Here is an 18,271-nt window from a genome sequence, read left to right on the forward strand (position 1 = left end):
GGCTGGGGACGCTCGCAGGGCCCTGGGCGTTTGCGCGTTCATTCACGCTCGGGCCAGGCTTGCTAAAGAGTCAGTAAACGGAACAGGGCAATCTTGTTGATCTCCGCCAGCGCGCATTTGAACTCGGCTTCCACCGAATTGTTGATGCGCGTTTCGAACGCCGCGAGGATCTGATGCCGGTTGCTGCCTTTTACCGCCATGATGAAGGGAAACTTGAACTTGGCTTTGTAGGCGTCGTTCAGCTCGGTGAAGCGCTGGAACTCTTCGGCCGTGCATTGGTGAATACCGGCGCCAGCCTGTTCATTGGTGCTGGCTTCGGTCAGTTGGCCCTGGACGGCAGCTTTGCCGGCCAGGTCCGGGTGAGCGTTGATCAGGGCCAGCTGGCTGGCATGATCGGCGCTCAACAGGATATCGCTCATGCGCTGGTGCAGGGTTTCGATCTCGTCGATCGAAGCGTCCGCACCGAGGTCGTAGGCCTTTTCGGCCACCCATGGCGAATGTTCGTAGATGTCGGCGAAGGCTTTGACGAAAGCGTCGCGGCTCAGGGTCGACGGTTGCAGGGTTTGAAAGCGGCTCATTTTGCAGTCCCTTGGTACGGGTGGGTTTCTTGCCAGTGACGCGCGATGTCGACGCGACGGCTGAACCACACCTGTTCATGACTTTTGGCGTATTCGATAAAGCGCTTGAGCGAAGCGAGGCGACCAGGACGGCCGATCAGGCGGCAGTGCAGACCGATCGAAAGCATTTTCGGTGCCTCGGCACCTTCGGCGTAAAGCACGTCGAACGCGTCTTTGAGGTATTCGAAGAAATCGTCACCCTTGTTGAAACCCTGCACTTGCGTGAAGCGCATGTCGTTGGTGTCGAGGGTGTAGGGGATCACCAGATGCGGCTTGCCGGTCGGGTTGTTCGGTTCCCAGTAGGGCAGGTCGTCGTCGTAGGTGTCGCAGTCGTAGAGGAAACCGCCTTCTTCCATGACCAGGCGACGGGTATTCGGCCCGGTACGGCCGGTGTACCAGCCCAGCGGACGCTCGCCGGTCAGTTCGGTGAGGATGCGGATCGCTTCGAGCATGTGCTCGCGTTCCTGCGCTTCGTCCATGTACTGGTAGTCGATCCAGCGGTAGCCGTGGCTGCAGATTTCATGGCCGGCTTCGACCATCGCACGGATCACGTCCGGGTGACGCTGGGCGGCCATGGCCACGGCGAAGATGGTCAACGGAATGTCGAATTCCTTGAACAGCTTCAGAATGCGCCAGACGCCGGCGCGGCTGCCATACTCGTAAAGCGATTCCATGCTCATGTTGCGCGCGCCCTGCAGCGGCTGGGCAGCGACCATTTCCGACAGGAAGGCTTCGGATTCCTTGTCGCCGTGCAGAACATTGCGCTCGCCACCTTCTTCGTAATTGAGCACGAAGGACAGGGCGATCCGGGCATTGCCCGGCCAGTGTGGGTGAGGAGGGTTACTGCCGTAACCGATCAGGTCGCGTGGGTAGTCAGCGCTCACTGCAGTCTTCCTTCTTGTACGTTGACAGATTGGTGTGGCGGCCTGGCAGGCTGGCGTCACAGCGATGGGCTGATTGTATACAACTTTATTTACATTTTGTAAGCCTGAATTTTCGCATTTTTCACCGGTTGTCATCTTTTGCTGTTAATGGTTCCGGCCTGCAAGAAACCTGCCTGACCAGTCAGCTAATGAATAGAAGGTTCAATGATCAGGCGCTTTGCCTGCGAATTGGCGATTAAGGCCCGGATGGCGGGGGGGAAGCGAAAAATGTCGTTTTTATTGTGTACAATTTTTTTGAAAAGTGTCTTAATCAGTCGCTCGCCGCAGCGTTTCGTGCTCCGAAACGGTGCGGTCTCCTTTTCAACTGACTTCGGGAGGCGCGAAGTCTGACCGCTTGTTGCGGCCGGGCGCGCAGAATCAATGGGACGTTTGACAACACACGTTTTGGACGCTGCACACGGTTGCCCGGGCAGCTCGATCAAGGTCGAGCTGTACCGCGTTGAAGGTTCGCACCTGGAATTGGTCGCCAGTGCGACAACCAACAGCGATGGCCGGGTCGATGCGCCGCTGCTGCAGGGCGATGATTACCGCACCGGGGTTTATCAGGTGCAGTTCCATGCCGGCGATTACTACCGCGCCCGGGGCGTGCAACTGCCCGAGCCGGCCTTCCTGGACGTGGTGGTGCTACGTTTCGGCATCTCCGCCGAGCAGGAGCACTATCACGTGCCCCTGCTGATTTCGCCTTACAGCTATTCCACGTATCGGGGCAGCTGACCCCCAAGCAGCTGCCCCCACCGGGAAGCGACTGCGCATATAGCTTCTTTGGTCTTTCGCCCGCTCACACTGCGGGCTTTTTTTATGCCTGTTTACAGCTCAACTGCCGGTGCAGGCGGGTAGCGGCTCAGCGCTCGCGGATAATGAATACCGAATCTGGCGTGGACGCGACCTTCAATACGCCCCCGATAAGCCATACCACTTTGTTCTGCGCGGCTGCATCGGTCAGTGCCTTGAAGGCGTCCTGACCGATTCTGGCGGGCAAGCCCGGTTCCGCCAGTTCGTTGCCAGGCACATGAGTCAGGCCGGCCTGACTGATCGCTCCCAGTTTCAAAAAGAAGATCTGATCGTGACCGGCTCGTTTGAAGACCAGCGTCGGCATTCTGTGCTCATAAGTCAGTGGAAACAGCTCGTAACCACAGCCGACCAGCAACGCGCCGAGCAATCGCCGCAGATTCAGATCCGAGGGATAGGTCTTGTAATGATTCCAGGCAGAGGGGAAATGCTGCGGATCGAAGCTCAGGCGTTGCAATTCGCTGTCGGTCTGGGAAGGCATCGGAATAAGCCGTTTGCTTCCCAGGTCGATGTCCGGCGCAACGGCCAGCATGTTCAGCGGGTCGGCAAAATCTGGAGCTGTGGAAAACGGCAGTTGTTTCCACTGATGCAGAACGGCCTGGACATTGATCAATCCGGTGCCGGTAATCGTCTCGGAGTGATCGGCGAGTTCGAACAACCTGCGGGCGACGGCCCTTGCTGTTGCTTCAGAGAAATCGGGGAACGCGCGAGCGACGGACGTTGATATCGGCTCTTCAAAAAAACGTTTGCCCGGATGGACCTCACCCGGATCACTGCCGATGCGAAAAGTCGCTACCGGCTGTCGCTCGGGCATGTTTATCAGCATGCTTTCGAAAGTATTGAAATCTGTCGGGACAAACTCGGGATGACATACGAAATACACTTTGGGTGTCGTGTTCGAGCCGACAGGGACGATTGGATAATGCAGCCAGCCAAGCTGTACCGATTCGATGTGCACAGGTTTGTTCAGGTGCCCCCAGGGCAGCCAGAAATACGGGGTCAGCTCCTCAGGCGGAGTCGTGGCTTTCGGCGCGGTTAGCGTTTCTGTGGCCTCGGCAAGTCGTGGACGCTTGCTCGGGCCGGGGACTGCGTTGTCGGACTGGCTGGCTTCGGGCTTGGTACCTGATGGCTTCGTCCCGGGTGTTTTTCGCCGCCAGAAAACGGTGCCGGGGATTTGCTCGAAGAAAACGTCGGGTGCATTGGTCGTTGAGGCAAACGCTTGTTGATATTCACCGTCCTGGTTTTTGCGCACCATGACGGTGCCGTCTACCGTGGTTACGAAGGTCTGCCTGAGTCTGTTGTAACGAAGGCCTTCTGTCGCCATTTCCGGCTTGGTCAACGTCATGGCGTCGGCCGGCGAGATGTATGAGGGCAAATGTGGCGTGGAGGACGCAGGCCGGTTGGAGGGCCTCGCGGGCCGCTGGATTTGCCAGATCGCCTGACCCTCGGTTCGCGTCAGAGGCAGGCCGGGCACGCCGGGCGCGAAGGTCAGTGGCACATGGTAGTTGCCTTGCCCGTCCTGCTCGACGACAAACTGGCCTTCATTGGCGATTTGAGCGTAGGTGCGCTGATCCGGTCCAGTGAACAAGCCATCGTTTTGCGTCACCGGCACCAATTCGTGGAAACGCTCTTGCGGCCAGGCGATTGCGTTCCGAGTGGCGCTGAAATCATGCGCTGCATCTGGCAAGGCATGAAGGCTGACCGTGGGCACTGCGTTGGCTGCGGCAGAGGTGGCTGGCGCTTGGCTGATCGCCGGCGAATCGATGCCCAGGAGCAGGGCGTCAGGCATGTCCAGGCCCACATTTTTGACGAGGGGCGGTGATCCGGGATGTGTGGCATCGGGCGAATCGGGCGATTTTATGGTCGGGATTTTTTTGGGTGATTTGGCCATGGGAAATACTCGGAAAAAGAGCGCGCAGACGCGTGCGGGTGCCGCGTAGACAGTACGCTGATAAAAAAAGGGTGTTTGTTGACGGGTTACCGCGAATTACGCGGGAGGCACTTTCATCAGCGAAACAGGGCGGAAAATGTTGGTCTGGTGACTGCAGCGATTTACTACTCTTAACGCAGACTTTTCGATGCGGGATTTGTCGGCACGCAATACCCAGCCATGGGCGGCCAGGTTGTAGCCCACGCGCGCGGTTTCGTCGTTGACGCAGATAACGTTCCAGACTTTGACTTCGTCGTTGGCCAATGCGGCAAGATATGGCGGGAGCGCTTTTGAGGCGTCGGGCTCTTCGAAAAAACGTGCATCAAGCCCATCCAGATAAATGCGATCAAAGACCAGATCGACCGTGTGCACAACTCCACCGGTGGTAATAACGCGGATTTGATCTATCAGATCTTCGCTTCCATAGACCGGCAGATAGAAAGTGGTTGTGCCGATGGAGAGCCGGTTTTCTTCCAGCCTTATTTCGACCTTGCCGAGCTGCGTTGCATCAAGTTCCCAAGTGGATGAATAGGGCAGGCGAACTTTGGCATCGGCAAGTGCGCCGGGAGTCGAGAGTTTGATGGTCATGTCCGGGAGTACGTGGATGAGATAACTCGAACCTTCTCCTTCGTAGTTGTCCATGTCGGTTTGCACGGCCAGTCGAATCGGCGTTGCGCAAACTCTTGTACGGCCCATCGGTTCAGCTGCTTTTTCAGCCAGATTGTGAAAGTAACGCTGAGAGCGAATCTCGAGCGGCAGTTTCATCTGGGTCACCCAATCCCGCGATACCGTGAAATCCGTAAAGGCAGGTGCGATTTCGGTTTGCGCTGTAAGCTCGGCATCTGCAACGACACCGTCCTTGAAAATCAATACGTAACGGCTGAACGGACGAACAGCCATGGTGCGCAGGATCTTCGTAATATTGTCGTGATCGTCTTCGTTACGCGCAGCGGAGTAATAATTGAGCTTGATGCTTTTCGCGCCGAAGTGATAGACGAGATGGCAACCAACAGTCAGGTGATATGACTTGGGTTTGTCCGAGAAAAAATGCGCCTCCGCTTTTGTCAGCTCGTCGCTGCGGAAATCCAGATATATCCGGGTAATGACATCAGAACGTAAAACTGCGTAAAAAGTGGTTGTCTTGCCGGTTCTCGGGACGTAATAGGCAGCGGTTTTGCGGTGGCGGATCCAGCATTCCGCTGCATAAATAATGATCGGGTTTACCGGTTTTCCTCGTTTGAGGAAAATTTCGGTTATTTCTACGGTGTGGCCGTCCGGGATTGTGTCTGGCAGATCAAGTCTGAAATGGAAATCATCGCTGGTTACGAAAACCAGGTTTTTGTTGCTCAGCTTTCTAGTGTGTTCGGTGTTCGTATAAACGTCATGAATGGTCAACACGTTTTTGAGGTGGTCAGACGTTTCGAAACCTGAGCGGATGACCAGGTCGTTACCCTCGATATCAAAGGATTCAATCAACTCCTTGCGCCAGTTCATGACGATGTAGCTGGTCTGTTCACCATCATCGACAATGGAAAAACGGCCCGCCACATGCGCAATGTAATATTGATCGGTGCCGGCGCCTCCCGACGCTTTTGCTCTTTCGTGAGAGAGAAATATCTGGTCGTCCCCAGCGCCAGCTTCAATGCTGTCGCTGCCCCGGGATTTGATGATGTTGTTTTGCGCGGAGCCCGTTACCACGCTTGCCGCGCGATGGACTGTCTCAACGTTTTCGATGCTGTCCAGCAAACTGTGCAGGATAAATATCCGGTTATTGTCGGCATCGACATCGCTCGTGATGATCTGCAATGTTCCAGCCAGCAGATCTACGTCATAGCCAGTTCTGTTGGTATTACGGGAGGAGTAGCTGCCGCCGAGTACCAGTGTGTCATTTCCTGCGCCGCCGCTCAGCGTCGAATGATCTGCGACATGGCGACCCCTTTCAAGGAAGTCCGCTGCGTTCTCAAACAGGAACTGGTCATTTTCTTCGCCGCCCGAAAGTTGTTTTTTTCCTGACTTGTAATGGAAGGTGTTGGGTTTTTTTTCTACCCCTTTGATCGAGTCGTTGCCCTCGCTGATGAACCAGAGAACGTTCTTGCCCTCTGCGGCGACCCCCAACTCCGCGCCGGGTGTATCTTTTGTAACCCCTGCGCGTGCATCAATGATGTCATCGGTGCCTACCACTTCAGGGACATTGACCGATTCCCACGCATCCTGTTTGGTCCACCAGTTTCGTTTCCAGACCCGGGTTGGTTTCAGGCGCACATCGAACTTGCCGTTGACGATGGCTTCGGTGGTCTCTTTCAAGGGGCCGTCGAGCAGCGCTCTGGCGGACTTTTTCAGTTGCAGAGAGTGCTGCAACAGCGTCTTTGCCTTGATATAGCGGTTTTGAACGCTTTGATCGACCTCCATCATGCAGAACGAAAACCAACCGCTACGCCACCGTTCATCGACAGTCAATTCAATGTAGTCATCTATATCGTCAACGATACGTACTGCGCCGTAGACCTGTGAGCCGATGGCGAGAATCGCGCCGGCTGCAAGTCCGACAGGGCCGGCAAACGAGAACCCGGCCATCGCGGCGGACCCGAGGATGACAGTCATGGCTGCACTGGTAATGCTCAGGCCAGCGCTGACGTAATGATCCATCGCTTCTTTGCCGGTGGCATTCTGAGCGGCGTTCATCGACCTCACGGCGGTAAAGATGTCGAAGGGCAGCGTCAGCATGCCGCCGACCAACCCTCCCGATCGACCCAATCTGAGTGCAAAGCGGGTTTTGGCGAAGTCCCGATAAGCACTTTGCCCGGCTGTGAGCATCTGCGTGGCTATCTTGCTCACCGCGACATCGGCCGCGATGGAGCCCAGCTCCGATACAATGCCTGCGCTGTTTATCGCTATTTCAGCAGTGTTTTCGGCTTTGATCGCATCGACAACGCCGCGAATTCCCATAAAGATGCCGAAGCCCTGGATGCCCACGCTGGAGCCCAGCGTCGCGTAACTTTTGGTCAATGCGGCCCAGCGGGGATGATGTTTGGGGACGTGCACGTGTTGCAGATCAAGCGACTGTGCGGCACTCAGAAGTTTGACAAGTTTGTCGCGGTAATTGCCGGATACAGTATCTGCAGCACTCTCCCTCAAGAGCCGGGGAGCGGTGAGCGGGCGCTGGCTGGCCATTTCAAACAGGAGCGTGGGCAACAAGTAGCTATCGCTGCCCGTTGAAGTTTTCAGGTAGTGTTCAACTTTATTGGCGTCGAACTGCAGGCTATTGATAAAAGAGCGTTTGGGGCGGCGAAAGAAACTGTTCTCGCCATTCAACGGATGACCATCAATGGTCGCGCCTAATCCGTCGAGTGCAGTACGGGTAATCGAAATGTCGCCAATTTCGAAAGGGCCGAAAACTTCGTCCACCATTTGCAACTGACTCGATTTTTCGTTAGTTCGGCTCTGATCGATGGTTGAGGGCTTGTATTCGTTGGCTTCATAGCCCAGATCCATGATTATTACGGTATCGGAAACAGGTTGCAGGTCCGCATGTATTGAAGGGTCGGTTTGTGCTGTTGCTTCGCTTATCAGTGTGGCCATTAGAACTTCCTTGTTCCGGCAATTGTCGTTAAGGCGAAGAATATTACGTTGGCTTTTCCAGAGCTGTATATCGGGGGGTTGTTGCTATCTATTGCATATCAAAGATTGAATGTTGTTCGAGTTGAATTGATTCAAAACAACACATCATCCCGCCCGAGGTCCGTTCCGGCAGGATGATCAATAGTGGCGCTTTTCAGTGGCTGCCAAGCAACGACGCGGCGCCAGCACCACCAAATAGTCCGGCACTGACCCGATTGAACCAACTCTGGCCTTTGCCGCTGCGCAGATAACGTGCGGCGCCATGGGCGCCCAGGCCATAGGCCAGCTTGCAGCACAGATCGAGCACTACCCAGGTCGCGATCATGATCAGCAATTGCGGCAGAAAAGGTTGCTCAGCGCGGAGGAACTGCGGCAGAAACGCGGCGAAAAACAGGATGTCCTTCGGATTGCTCGCACCCAGTACAAAAGCGCGTCCGAACAATGTGCGAAAACGCGGCACCGGTGCAGCCTCAGGTACTTCGGCGCCCGTCGATGGCTGCCGCGACTGCTGCCAGCTCTGCCAGGCGAGGTAGAACAGGTACAGCGCACCGACTATTTTCAGTGCGCTGAACAAATGCTCCGAAGCCATTAGCAATGCGCCGAGGCCAAGTGCCGACGCGCTGAGCAGGCAGATCGAGGCGATCACGCCACCCAGGAACGCGGGGTACGACCGGCGCAAACCGTAATTCAGACTGTTGCTGATCATCAGCAATGACAGCGGTCCCGGGATCAGGATCACCACCAGCGCAGCGCCACTGAACAGCAGCCAGGTTTCCAGACTCATCGTATTGCTCCTTTGTTGTTATCGAGATGTGCAAAAGCCCCACCGGTGAGGGTGAGGCTGGTTTGAAGCCTGAACCGCGCAGCGTTTACAGGAAGATGAACTTGGCGATGAAGATCGCGCAGAGCACCCACAGGCTGACGGAAATTTCCTTGTACTTGCCGGTGCCGGCCTTCAACGCGACGTAAGTGATGAAGCCCAGGGCGATGCCGTCGGCGACCGAAAAGGTCAGCGGCATCATGATCGCCGTGACGATCGCCGGAATGGCGTCGGTCGCTTCGTCCCATTCGATGTGGGCCATACCGCCCATCATCAACATCGCCACGTAGATCAGTGCACCTGCCGTGGCATAAGCGGGAATCATGCCAGCCAGCGGTGCGAAAAACATGGCCGCTATAAATAGCACACCCACGGTGACGGCGGTAAGACCAGTCCGACCACCAGCGGCTACGCCGGCGGCACTTTCCACGTAACTTGTCACGGGTGGAACCCCCACCACGGCGCCAAATACGCTGGATGCGCTGTCAGCCTTCATGGCTCGGGAAAGATTCTCGATGCGACCGTCAGCGGCGACAAGGTTGGCGCGCTGGGCCACGCCCATCAGCGTACCGGCGGTGTCGAACATGTGCACGAAGAGGAACGCGAGCACCACGCTGATCATGCTGACGTTGAACACGCCGGCGACGTTCATTGCCATCCAGGTCGGTGCCAGGCTCGGCGGCGCGGACATGATGCCCTCGTAGTGCACCAGACCCAGGCCCCAGCCGGCGAGGGTGACGGTGATGATGCTGATCAGGATCGCACCGAACACGCGGTGGTAACTGAGGATCGCGATCATCAGGAAGCAGATCGCAGCGAGCAGCGGGCCAGGTTCACGCAGCGAACCCAGCTTGATCAGCGTCGCCGGGCTGTCGACGACGATACCGGCCGTCTTCAGACCGATCAGGCCCAGAAACAGACCGACACCGGCGCCCATCGCGAACCGCAGGCTGACCGGGATACTGTTGAGCAGCCACTCGCGGATCCGCGAAAAGGTCAGGAACATGAACAGCACGCCCGAGACAAACACCGCGCCGAGGGCGGTTTCCCAGTTGTAGCCCATGGTGCCGACCACGGTGTAGGTGAAGAAGGCGTTGAGGCCCATGCCCGGCGCCAGGCCGACCGGCCAATTGGCATAGAGCCCCATCAACAGGCAACCGAGCGCAGCGGCGATGCAGGTGGCGACGAAGGCCGCACCGTGATCGATGCCTGCGTCGGCCATGATGTTCGGGTTGACGAAAATGATGTAAGCCATGGTGATGAAGGTTGTCAGACCGGCAATCAGCTCGGTCTTCACCGTGGTGCCATGCAAGCTGAGTTTGAACAGACGCTCCAGCAGGCCATTGCGTAATGGCGGCGTGAGCTCGAGCGGCGGTGCTTCGGATTTGCGGCTTTCCACAGCGAGTACTCCTCAAGAGTTTTATTGTTATTTCCAGGGCCGGACCCATGAGGGGTGGCAGCGGCCCTTTGAGGCATACGCGAATTTGTTGACCGTATAGTCAGGAACTCGCACGCAGTGGATTATGCTTTTGTGTACAAATAAAGCAAATATTGTTTTTTGTTTTGTCGGCGATTTTTTTGCGGATAGGGATATATGGCTATCAGGATGGCTACGCGAGCAGGCTCGCTCACACAGGAGAATGCGTTCCAATGTGGGAGCGAGCCTGCTCGCGAAGAGGGCGGTCCTGTCAATCGAGTTGCAGCTGATTCCCCCCAAGCGCCAGATTCACCGCCAACCACCCATTCACCGCCGCTTCCCCAGCCTCGGCAAATACCCGCTCGAGCAATTTCACCTGCTCACGGCGCAGCGCTTGCTCGAACTTCGCGCCTTCCGCCGTCAGCTCAAGCAGGCGCTTACGCTTGTCCGTCTGCGAAGCGACGCTGTCGACCAGGTGCATTTCCTGCAACTGGCGCAGGGGCATGTTCAACGCTTGTTTGCTCACGCCCAGCAGGGCCAGCAACTCTTTTACGCTGAGGTTCGGATAGCGCGCGATGAAAAACACGATGCGCTGATGCACCCGCGAGAGGCCGCGACGCTCGAGCATTTCATCAGCCTTGGCAGTGAATGCCTGATAGCCGAAGAAAAACGCTTCCATGGCCTGTTGCTGAGTGGAGGGGTTTTTAAGGTCAAGCATGTTGACGTACTCGCTCAAGCTGTCGTAATTTCAGTCAACCAGTTTGACTCATTTCCTGCATGCCTTGCTACGGTGACCTCCATGGCTTTTTCCGAACGTGTCTCGCGCCTTAAAAGTTCTTTGATCCGAGAAATCCTCGCGGCGGCCCAGCTTCCGGAGGTCATGTCGTTCGCCGGCGGTTTGCCCGCTGAGGCGATGTTGCCGAAGGTGGAGTGGGACGAGATGCCGTTATCGCTGGGTCAGTACGGCATGAGCGAAGGCGAGCCGGCCTTGCGCGAAGCTTTGGCGGCAGAGGCGAGGGCGCTGGGCCTCGAGTGCGATGCGAGTCAGGTGCTGGTGGTCAGTGGTTCCCAGCAAACTCTGGATCTGGCGGCAAAACTGTATATCGACAAGGGCACGGAAATTTTGCTGGAGGCGCCGACTTATCTGGCCGCGCTGCAAATCTTCCAGCTTTTCGGCGCCGATTGCCTGACCGTGCCGCAGGAAGCGGACGGACCTAACTTGGCGCAACTTCGCAAACGTCTGGAACAACACCGCCCGGCGTTTATCTACCTGATCCCGACGTTCCAGAATCCATCCGCCGTGCGCTACAGCGAGGCCAAGCGCGCAGCGGTCGCGGCATTACTTGATGAATTTGGCGTCACCCTCATCGAAGACGAGCCATACCGCGAACTGACTTTCGATGGTGGCAGCGCAAAACCGATTGTGGCGCGCCTGAAAAAAGCCAGCTGGATCTACACCGGTACCGTGTCGAAAACCTTGCTCCCGGGTCTGCGTGTCGGTTACTTGATCGCCAGTGCGGATCTGTTCCCCCACCTGCTCAAACTCAAGCAGTCGGCGGATCTGCACACCAATCGCATCGGTCAGTGGCAGGCGCTGCAATGGATCGGCTCAGAGAAGTATCACCAGCATTTAAGTGAGTTGCGGGATTTCTACCGGCTACGGCGAGATGCGTTTCAGTTGGCGCTGGAAGAGCATTTTGCAGATCTGGCTGAGTGGAACATGCCCCAGGGCGGGCTGTTCTTCTGGCTGACGCTGAAGCAACCGCTGGATACGCGCACTTTGCTCAACGAGGCGTTGGCCAATGATGTGGCATTCATGCCCGGTGAACCGTTCTTTCCCGAGCCGGACAAGCATCATGGGCATTTGCGCTTGAACTTCAGCCACATTGATCCGTCGCGGCTGGATGAGGGGTTGAAGCGGTTGGCGGCGGTGGTGCGGCGGGCGCAGATGGAGAGGGCGGCCTGATAAGCAATAAACCGGCTGGAGGGCCGGTTTATCATTGTCTGAGTTTTGTGATGATTTGACGGGCCTCATCGCTGGCAAGCCAGCTCCCACAATTCTTGTCTACAACCTGAGATCAATGTGGGAGCTGGCTTGCCAGCGATGGCGCCATCAGCCACAGCACATCAATGTCAGACCGCCGCAAACCGCTTATCCAGATAATCAATAATCACCTTGGATTCATACATCCAGGTTGTCTGCCCATTCTCATCAATTCGCAGGCAAGGCACTTTGATTCGGCCACCCTGTTCCAGCAGGGTCTGGCGATCCTGCTCGTTGTTCTTCGCGTCTTTCAGCGCCACCGGCACATTCAGGCGATGCAGAGCGCGGCGGGTTTTCACGCAGAACGGGCAGGCGTGAAATTGATACAGCGTCAGGTCCTTCGCGGCAGCGTCGACTTGCGCCTGAGCAGCGGTGGGGCGTTTTTTCTTCCCCGGGCGGGTAATAAAGTCGATGAAGATAACCAGTTGGCCGAGGCCGACACGAAGCGCTTTGACGAACACGTTGAAAGCCTCACGGTGCAAATGAAGAAGGCGCGCAGCTTACCCGATTTTTCACGGGCGAAAAAAAACCGGCGATCAACGCCGGCTCTTTTCTGTTGCGAATTACTTGATGAGGCTGAGGAATTCGCTACGGGTTGCCGCGTTTTCACGGAATTCACCGAGCATCACCGAAGTGATCATCGACGAATTCTGCTTTTCGACGCCGCGCATCATCATGCACATGTGCTTGGCTTCGATCACCACGGCCACGCCCAGCGCGCCGGTGACTTGCTGCACCGCATCGGCGATCTGGCGGCTGAGGTTTTCCTGAATCTGCAGGCGACGGGCGTACATATCGACGATCCGCGCAACCTTCGACAGGCCCAGCACTTTGCCGCTCGGGATATAGGCGACATGCGCCTTGCCGATGAACGGCAGCAAGTGGTGTTCGCACAACGAATACAGCTCGATGTCCTTGACCAGCACCATTTCGCTGTTGTCGGAGCTGAACAGGGCACCATTGGTGACCTCTTCGAGCGTCTGTGCATAACCGCGGCAGAGGTACTGCATGGCTTTGGCGGCACGCTTTGGCGTGTCGAGCAGGCCCTCGCGGGACACGTCCTCGCCCAATTGGCCGAGAATCGCGGTGTAATTCTGTTCCAGGGACATGAAACTACCTGTGGGGATTTTCGCAAAGGGCAAGGGTACGGTGGCGGACACAACCCTGCAAGTTCGGTGTGATGGCTTTATTCGTCGCGACCTTCCATCATCGTCCGTTTCAGCATCACATAAACCGCGCCGGCGCCGCCGTGACGGGCCTGGCAGGAGCAAAAGCCGAGGACTTGGGCGTGCTGGCGCAGCCAGGTGTTGACATGGCTTTTGATCATTGGCCGCTTGCCATCGAGGCGCACGGCCTTGCCGTGAGTCACGCGCACGCAGCGGATTTCGAATTTGGTCGCCTCAGCGAGAAACGCCCAAAGGGTTTCGCGGGCCTTCTCGACACTCATGCCGTGCAGGTCGAGGCTGCCTTCGAACGGGATCTGCCCGACCTTGAGCTTGCGCATCTGGCTTTCCTGCACGCCGTCGCGGGACCACATCAGTTCGTCTTCCGGGCCGACGTCGATCACGAACTGGTCGGACAAGCCATCAATGATAGTGGTGTCGCTGCGCACGGTGGCGGACTGACGCAGCTTGGCGATCTGCGCGCGGTCAGCCTTGGGTTTGCCGGTGTCGGCGCGGTCGTGCTTGATCGGCTTGACGCCCTGGATCGCACTTTTGAACAGAGAAAAATCGTCGTCTTGCATGTCAGCCTCCGCGAAGGGCGGCCAGTTTACCCAAGTCGACAGAAAACGGCCCGGCAAAAAGCCAGGCCGTTGGGTCAGTCGTGTTTTTTCATCAGATGCGGGGCCATGTTCAGTTCCCGCGATTGCCGTGCGCGACGGCGGCAGCGGCGCCACAGGGCAACGCCGAAATACAGAAACAGCAAGCCGATGGCGAGCATGATTGCCGAGCCCAGCGGTGACGCGTTCAGGTCACCCAGCGCCGGCGGACGGCCGAGCAGGCTGGCTGCCCCAGCCATCGCCAGCAGCACGCCGAACGTCGCCAGAATGGCCGAGATCGCCGCGCCAAATCGAAAACGCCAGTTGCTTTGGCCTTTGGGCCGCAAACGGCGTGCGTCAAATCCATCGGATAACTTCATTCCGACCTTCCTCAATGGTATCGGCCCTTCGACCGGGAGTTGACCGGGTTGTTCCTGAGGCTATGGCATTTGCGGCAAATCAGCGGATATAGCGGATGAGCGGCGCCAACGCACCGCTCGCGAGGGCAGGATCAGATCAGGTCCTGAGTCTTGGCCAGCGTGGCGAAGTTGTCGGCCATGATCGCCATTTCCGCTTCCTGCACGCGTTCGGCGCTGAGTACGCCGCTCTTGAACGGCAGATCGCGTGTCGCGCAGGCGTCTTCGACCAGGGTGCAGCGGAAACCGAGATTCTTCGCCGCGCGCACGGTGGTGCTGACGCTGGAGTGACTCATGAAACCGCAAACGATCAGGTCCAGCGAGCCGAGGTTCTGCAGGCGCTCGAGCAGTTCGGTGCCATGGAACGCGCTCGGCAGCAGTTTGCCGATAATGGTTTCATCACCCTGTGGTTCCAGACCAGGGATGAACTCGCCACGTTCGCCCTGCGGGTCGAACAGGCCACCCACGGTGCCGAGATGACGCACGTGCACGATCGGCCGACCGGCGGCACGGGCTGCGGCAACCACTTGTTTGATGTTCGCGACGGCCGCGTCCATGCCGCTCAGGGCCAGCGGGCCACTGAGGTATTCCTTCTGGGCATCGATGATGACCACGGTGGCATGGCTCAGGGTGGCCGCTGCGTAACCGCGGCCGCTGAGTTGAAACATCGTTTTTGGAACGGACATTCTGGGGCTCCTCGGGGTGGGGCTTTTGCGACATTGTCCTCTGGCTGAGCGGTTCTGTGAATCGCTACCATCGTAGGCGCCGTCGTTCTTGGCCTGCAGCCTTGTCAAGTTACACGTTCCGTTCAATGCCTGATGCAAAAAAAAGAAATCTCCTACCGTTGCCACGCGGTTTTTCCTGCGTCGTCGTCGCGCGTTTTGGCTGCTAGAATCGCCAGTCGTTTTTTCTGGAGTTCTACGCCGTGATCACTTCCCGACTTCGTACCCTGCGCGACCACATCCGTTGGGCCGTCAGCCGCTTCCATGGGGAGGATCTGTTTTTCGGTCATGGCACCGACAACGCCTGGGACGAGGCGCGTCAGCTGGTGCTGGGCGCTTTGCACCTGCCTTGGGAAATCGCCGACAGCTATCTTGATTGCGCGCTGGAAGACGACGAACTGGTCAATCTGCAGCGCCTGCTCAAGCGCCGCATCGAAGATCGCGTTCCGACCGCCTATCTGCTCGGCGAGGCGTGGTTCTGCGGCATGTCGTTCATCGTCGACCAGCGCGTGTTGATCCCGCGTTCGCCGATTGGTGAACTGATCGAAAACCGCTTTGCACCATGGATCGGCAACGAACCGGCGCGGATTCTCGACCTGTGCACGGGTTCCGGCTGCATCGGCATTGCCTGTGCTTACGAGTTTCAGAATGCCGAGGTAGTGCTCGCGGACCTGTCGTTCGAAGCGCTGGAAGTGGCCAACCAGAACATCGAGCGCCATGGCGTCGATGAGCGCGTCTATACCGTGCAGGGTGATGGCTTCGATGGCTTGCCGGGTCAGCGTTTCGACCTGATCGTGTCGAACCCGCCCTACGTCGATGCGGAAGATTTCGCCGACATGCCGGACGAATATCAGCACGAGCCGGAACTCGGTCTGGCCTGCGGTGATGATGGTCTGAATCTGGTCCGGCGCATGCTCGCCGAAGCGGCGGATCACCTGACCGAGAAGGGTTTGCTGATTGTCGAGGTGGGCAACAGCCAAGTGCACGTCGAGGCGTTGTACCCGGAAGTCGATTTCGCCTGGCTGGAGTTCCAGCGTGGTGGGCATGGTGTGTTCATGCTGACAGCGGAGCAGTGCCGCGCGCATCAGGCCCTGTTCGCGTCCCGCGTCTAAGGTTGTGACAGATCGTTCCCACGCTCCGCGTGGGAATGCATCAATGGACGCTCTGCGTCCGCTTTTGGGATGCGGAGCGTCCCGGGCTGCATTCCCACGCAGAGCATGGGAACGATCAGTACGCGCTCAAGCCCTCAGCGGTGCGTAGCAATCCAGATCAACAACCCCGCCTGAAACACCGCAAATGCCACCAGACACGTAATGGTGAAACGCAGCCCGGCGTCTTCACGCTTGAACTTGCTGACTTTTTCTTCCTGCTTCTTCAGTTTCACTTCCTGCTCGGCCAGGTTCTGTTCGGCCTGCTGCAGCATCTGCGCGGCTTCAAGAATTTCGACGATCTGCAGCTTTTCGCTGTTCCAGTCACCGAGCAGATCACCGACCTGCACGGCCTTGATGCTGCCTTTCAAATGCTGGGCGTCGGCGTAAGCCACATCGAAACCGTGCACGCGCAGGAAATGGTCGCGACGCAAGCGAGTGTCTTCGTTGAGCGCGTCCTTGTTGTTCAGGTCCATGCCGTCGACGGTGTAGCCGGGCCAGCGCTTTTTCGCCCAATTGATGCCTTGCGCAGCCATGAAGCGGCCGATACCGCGATTCAGCGGTTCAATCTGCAAGCCGCTATCGGGACCGAAGCTCACCCGTTTGCTCGCGTGGTCTACCCACACATCAAGATGATTCTGCTCTTTGCGCACGCGCTGGTTGGGCAGCTTGATCGCCATGCGCATCAGGCTGCGCTCTTTGCTGTTGCGCTCGGCGTAACCGAATTCGACAAAGCGCAACGGCCGGCCGCCGGTATTGCGGTCGGTCTGCAGCGGCGCCAGGCGGAGCATCTTGTGGTGCTCGGCCTGAACGTCCGCCCACGGCAGTTCGACCGCTGGCGATGCGTCTTTTTCAGCGCTGGTGTCGGGTGAAGTCTGGGTTTCAGTCATAACGGCGAGATCCTGTCCAAGCCCTGCTTGCCGCCAGACGTTGCGCTGGCGACAAAGGCTTATCGGCCGTTTTCTGTGAGGCTGGAGGGTAAAACGCAGTTAACTTGCACGAATTCCGTCAATAAATTCGATGACGGCGGCGCCCAGTTCGGCGGCCAGGGGCAAATTCGGGTCCTTGTAGGAGGCCAATTGCCGCTTCATGTCGTTGTGGACGATGCGCAGCACGTGATTCATACCGTCGATCACCGTCAGTTGCGCTTCCGGTTTCGCCGCCTTGAGCAGCTTCGCGTCCTCGGTGCCGACCTGAATGTCGTTGCTGCCCTGGACAATCAGCGCCGGCATTTTCAACTGGGCAAAGGCCTGCGCCGGGTCCTGACGGAACAGCGAAATCAGGTACGGCTGCACGCTCGGGCGAAAGATCACCTGCAACGGCTGCGGCACGTTGTCATCGGTATGGCCGGCCTTGAGGCTGTCGAGCAGTTCGTTGCTGCGCAGCATCAGTGGCGGCGGCAGGCTGCGCGCCAACTGTTCGCGGATTACCTGATCGACCGGGCGCGCGCTGCCGGACAGCGAGATCACCGCCGCTGCGTCCAGCTTCGGCGCGGCGAGGCTGGCAATCAGCGCGCCTTCGCTGTGGCCGAGCAGAATCAGTTTGCCGAAACGCGGATCGGCCTTGAGCTTCTGCCCCCACGCCACGGCGTCCGCCGCATAGCCTTCTACAGACAAATCACGTTCATCGGGAGCGGCCGCCAAGCTTGCCGCAACGCCACGCTTGTCGTAGCGCACGCTGGCGATGTTGTGTTTGGCCAGCACCCAGGCCAAGCGCTTGAGGCTGTCATTGCGTCCGCCGTCGGGGTTGTTTCCATCGCGATCTGTAGGACCTGAGCCAGAAATCATCAGAACAATCGGCACCGGGCTGTCGGACTTGGGCAGCAACAGCGAACCGAAAAGTTCGCCGCTGCCGGTGTCCAGAGTGACCGGGCGCTGTAGGACTGTCGCTTGGGCAAAGCCGGTAAAGAGGGTAAGACTCAAGATCAGAACTCGCAGCATCATCACGCCATCATTGGTCAAGGTGCCGGTTGGACTCGCCAGCACCACTAAGGTTCGAGGATGAACTACTCGGTTAGCCTGCGTATACTGGCGCGCATCAAGAATTC

The 18,271-nt window shown here is 57.9% G+C and carries 17 protein-coding genes; 3 read left to right on the plus strand and 14 right to left on the minus strand.

The genetic code is table 11. From position 1 onward, the window contains the following. Positions 1-62 precede the first annotated feature (62 nt). Both uraD and puuE read right to left on the minus strand, forming a co-directional pair. Positions 63-578 (minus strand): 2-oxo-4-hydroxy-4-carboxy-5-ureidoimidazoline decarboxylase, encoded by a 516-nt coding sequence (gene uraD / locus ASG55_RS04790; protein WP_016773760.1) that lies wholly within the window; start codon positions 576-578, stop codon positions 63-65. After that, positions 575-1,501 carry an allantoinase PuuE gene (gene puuE, locus ASG55_RS04795; protein WP_056784025.1) on the minus strand — a complete coding sequence of 309 codons (927 nt, stop codon included), beginning with the start codon at positions 1,499-1,501 and terminating at the stop codon, positions 575-577. Before puuE ends, uraD begins: the two co-directional genes overlap by 4 nt. A 420-nt stretch (positions 1,502-1,921) precedes the next feature. Between puuE and uraH the strand changes: the two genes are divergently transcribed. Further along, positions 1,922-2,275 (plus strand): hydroxyisourate hydrolase, encoded by a 354-nt coding sequence (gene uraH / locus ASG55_RS04805; RefSeq protein WP_041479332.1) that lies wholly within the window; start codon positions 1,922-1,924, stop codon positions 2,273-2,275. Between the two features lie 127 nt (positions 2,276-2,402). Here uraH and ASG55_RS04810 read toward each other — a convergent pair whose 3' ends face one another. The 5 genes from ASG55_RS04810 to ASG55_RS04830 form a co-directional block, all read right to left on the minus strand. Beyond that, complete coding sequence (locus ASG55_RS04810) at positions 2,403-4,241, minus strand: hypothetical protein (protein WP_156388163.1); 1,839 nt, start codon at positions 4,239-4,241, stop codon at positions 2,403-2,405. Positions 4,242-4,337: 96 nt separating this feature from the next. Beyond that, positions 4,338-7,859, minus strand: a complete 3,522-nt coding sequence (locus ASG55_RS04815; protein WP_156388164.1) for a calcium-binding protein — start codon at positions 7,857-7,859, stop codon at positions 4,338-4,340. A 193-nt stretch (positions 7,860-8,052) separates the two neighbouring features. Further along, the gene (locus ASG55_RS04820; RefSeq protein ID WP_056784033.1) at positions 8,053-8,682 is read right to left on the minus strand and encodes a LysE family translocator; all 630 of its coding nucleotides are present in this window, start codon (positions 8,680-8,682) and stop codon (positions 8,053-8,055) included. Between the two features lie 85 nt (positions 8,683-8,767). After that, positions 8,768-10,117: an NCS2 family permease gene (locus ASG55_RS04825; protein WP_024012217.1), complete on the minus strand. Its 1,350-nt coding sequence runs from the start codon at positions 10,115-10,117 to the stop codon at positions 8,768-8,770. Positions 10,118-10,406: 289 nt separating this feature from the next. Beyond that, positions 10,407-10,853, minus strand: coding sequence for a MarR family winged helix-turn-helix transcriptional regulator (locus tag ASG55_RS04830; protein WP_056786765.1), 447 nt, complete (start codon positions 10,851-10,853; stop codon positions 10,407-10,409). An 81-nt stretch (positions 10,854-10,934) separates the two neighbouring features. Here ASG55_RS04830 and ASG55_RS04835 point away from each other — a divergent pair, with 81 nt between their 5' ends. Then, positions 10,935-12,101 carry an aminotransferase-like domain-containing protein gene (locus ASG55_RS04835; RefSeq protein WP_056784035.1) on the plus strand — a complete coding sequence of 389 codons (1,167 nt, stop codon included), beginning with the start codon at positions 10,935-10,937 and terminating at the stop codon, positions 12,099-12,101. 167 nt (positions 12,102-12,268) lie between these two features. On the opposite strand, the gene ASG55_RS04840 is transcribed toward ASG55_RS04835, so the two are convergent. The 5 genes from ASG55_RS04840 to ASG55_RS04860 all read right to left on the minus strand — a co-directional run bounded on the left by ASG55_RS04840 (position 12,269) and on the right by ASG55_RS04860 (position 15,040). Continuing rightward, a complete protein-coding gene (locus tag ASG55_RS04840) occupies positions 12,269-12,640 on the minus strand; it encodes a glutathione S-transferase N-terminal domain-containing protein (RefSeq protein ID WP_056784038.1) in 372 nt (123 codons plus the stop codon). 102 nt (positions 12,641-12,742) lie between these two features. Continuing rightward, positions 12,743-13,288 carry a GTP cyclohydrolase I FolE gene (gene folE, locus ASG55_RS04845; RefSeq protein WP_011062625.1) on the minus strand — a complete coding sequence of 182 codons (546 nt, stop codon included), beginning with the start codon at positions 13,286-13,288 and terminating at the stop codon, positions 12,743-12,745. A 77-nt stretch (positions 13,289-13,365) separates the two neighbouring features. Further along, on the minus strand, positions 13,366-13,923 hold the full coding sequence (locus tag ASG55_RS04850) for a Smr/MutS family protein (RefSeq protein ID WP_016773770.1): 558 nt from the start codon (positions 13,921-13,923) through the stop codon (positions 13,366-13,368). 74 nt (positions 13,924-13,997) lie between these two features. Next, positions 13,998-14,318 (minus strand): hypothetical protein, encoded by a 321-nt coding sequence (locus ASG55_RS04855; RefSeq protein ID WP_056784040.1) that lies wholly within the window; start codon positions 14,316-14,318, stop codon positions 13,998-14,000. A 131-nt stretch (positions 14,319-14,449) separates the two neighbouring features. Beyond that, positions 14,450-15,040: a cysteine hydrolase family protein gene (locus ASG55_RS04860; protein WP_056784043.1), complete on the minus strand. Its 591-nt coding sequence runs from the start codon at positions 15,038-15,040 to the stop codon at positions 14,450-14,452. Positions 15,041-15,279: 239 nt separating this feature from the next. Between ASG55_RS04860 and prmB the strand changes: the two genes are divergently transcribed. Continuing rightward, complete coding sequence (gene prmB / locus ASG55_RS04865; protein ID WP_056784046.1) at positions 15,280-16,188, plus strand: 50S ribosomal protein L3 N(5)-glutamine methyltransferase; 909 nt, start codon at positions 15,280-15,282, stop codon at positions 16,186-16,188. Between the two features lie 134 nt (positions 16,189-16,322). Here the strand turns inward: prmB and ASG55_RS04870 are convergent, their stop codons facing one another. Beyond that, positions 16,323-17,114 (minus strand): hypothetical protein, encoded by a 792-nt coding sequence (locus ASG55_RS04870; RefSeq protein WP_056784049.1) that lies wholly within the window; start codon positions 17,112-17,114, stop codon positions 16,323-16,325. Between the two features lie 99 nt (positions 17,115-17,213). Continuing rightward, positions 17,214-18,167, minus strand: coding sequence for an alpha/beta hydrolase (locus tag ASG55_RS04875; protein WP_056786766.1), 954 nt, complete (start codon positions 18,165-18,167; stop codon positions 17,214-17,216). Positions 18,168-18,271: the final 104 nt, after the last annotated feature.

Source organism: Pseudomonas sp. Leaf434 (genome assembly GCF_001425545.1).
Lineage (GTDB): Bacteria > Pseudomonadota > Gammaproteobacteria > Pseudomonadales > Pseudomonadaceae > Aquipseudomonas > Aquipseudomonas siliginis.

Bases quoted from the DNA above. Each gene is read 5' to 3' on its own strand.
- uraD (WP_016773760.1), bottom strand. From the start codon at position 578: ATGAGCCGCTTTCAAACCCTGCAACCGTCGACCCTGAGCCGCGACGCT.
- uraH (WP_041479332.1), top strand. From the start codon at position 1,922: ATGGGACGTTTGACAACACACGTTTTGGACGCTGCACACGGTTGCCCG.
- ASG55_RS04810 (WP_156388163.1), bottom strand. From the start codon at position 4,241: ATGGCCAAATCACCCAAAAAAATCCCGACCATAAAATCGCCCGATTCG.
- ASG55_RS04815 (WP_156388164.1), bottom strand. From the start codon at position 7,859: ATGGCCACACTGATAAGCGAAGCAACAGCACAAACCGACCCTTCAATA.
- ASG55_RS04820 (WP_056784033.1), bottom strand. From the start codon at position 8,682: ATGAGTCTGGAAACCTGGCTGCTGTTCAGTGGCGCTGCGCTGGTGGTG.
- ASG55_RS04830 (WP_056786765.1), bottom strand. From the start codon at position 10,853: ATGCTTGACCTTAAAAACCCCTCCACTCAGCAACAGGCCATGGAAGCG.
- ASG55_RS04835 (WP_056784035.1), top strand. From the start codon at position 10,935: ATGGCTTTTTCCGAACGTGTCTCGCGCCTTAAAAGTTCTTTGATCCGA.
- folE (WP_011062625.1), bottom strand. From the start codon at position 13,288: ATGTCCCTGGAACAGAATTACACCGCGATTCTCGGCCAATTGGGCGAG.
- ASG55_RS04850 (WP_016773770.1), bottom strand. From the start codon at position 13,923: ATGCAAGACGACGATTTTTCTCTGTTCAAAAGTGCGATCCAGGGCGTC.
- ASG55_RS04855 (WP_056784040.1), bottom strand. From the start codon at position 14,318: ATGAAGTTATCCGATGGATTTGACGCACGCCGTTTGCGGCCCAAAGGC.
- ASG55_RS04860 (WP_056784043.1), bottom strand. From the start codon at position 15,040: ATGTCCGTTCCAAAAACGATGTTTCAACTCAGCGGCCGCGGTTACGCA.
- ASG55_RS04870 (WP_056784049.1), bottom strand. From the start codon at position 17,114: ATGACTGAAACCCAGACTTCACCCGACACCAGCGCTGAAAAAGACGCA.
- ASG55_RS04875 (WP_056786766.1), bottom strand. From the start codon at position 18,167: ATGATGCTGCGAGTTCTGATCTTGAGTCTTACCCTCTTTACCGGCTTT.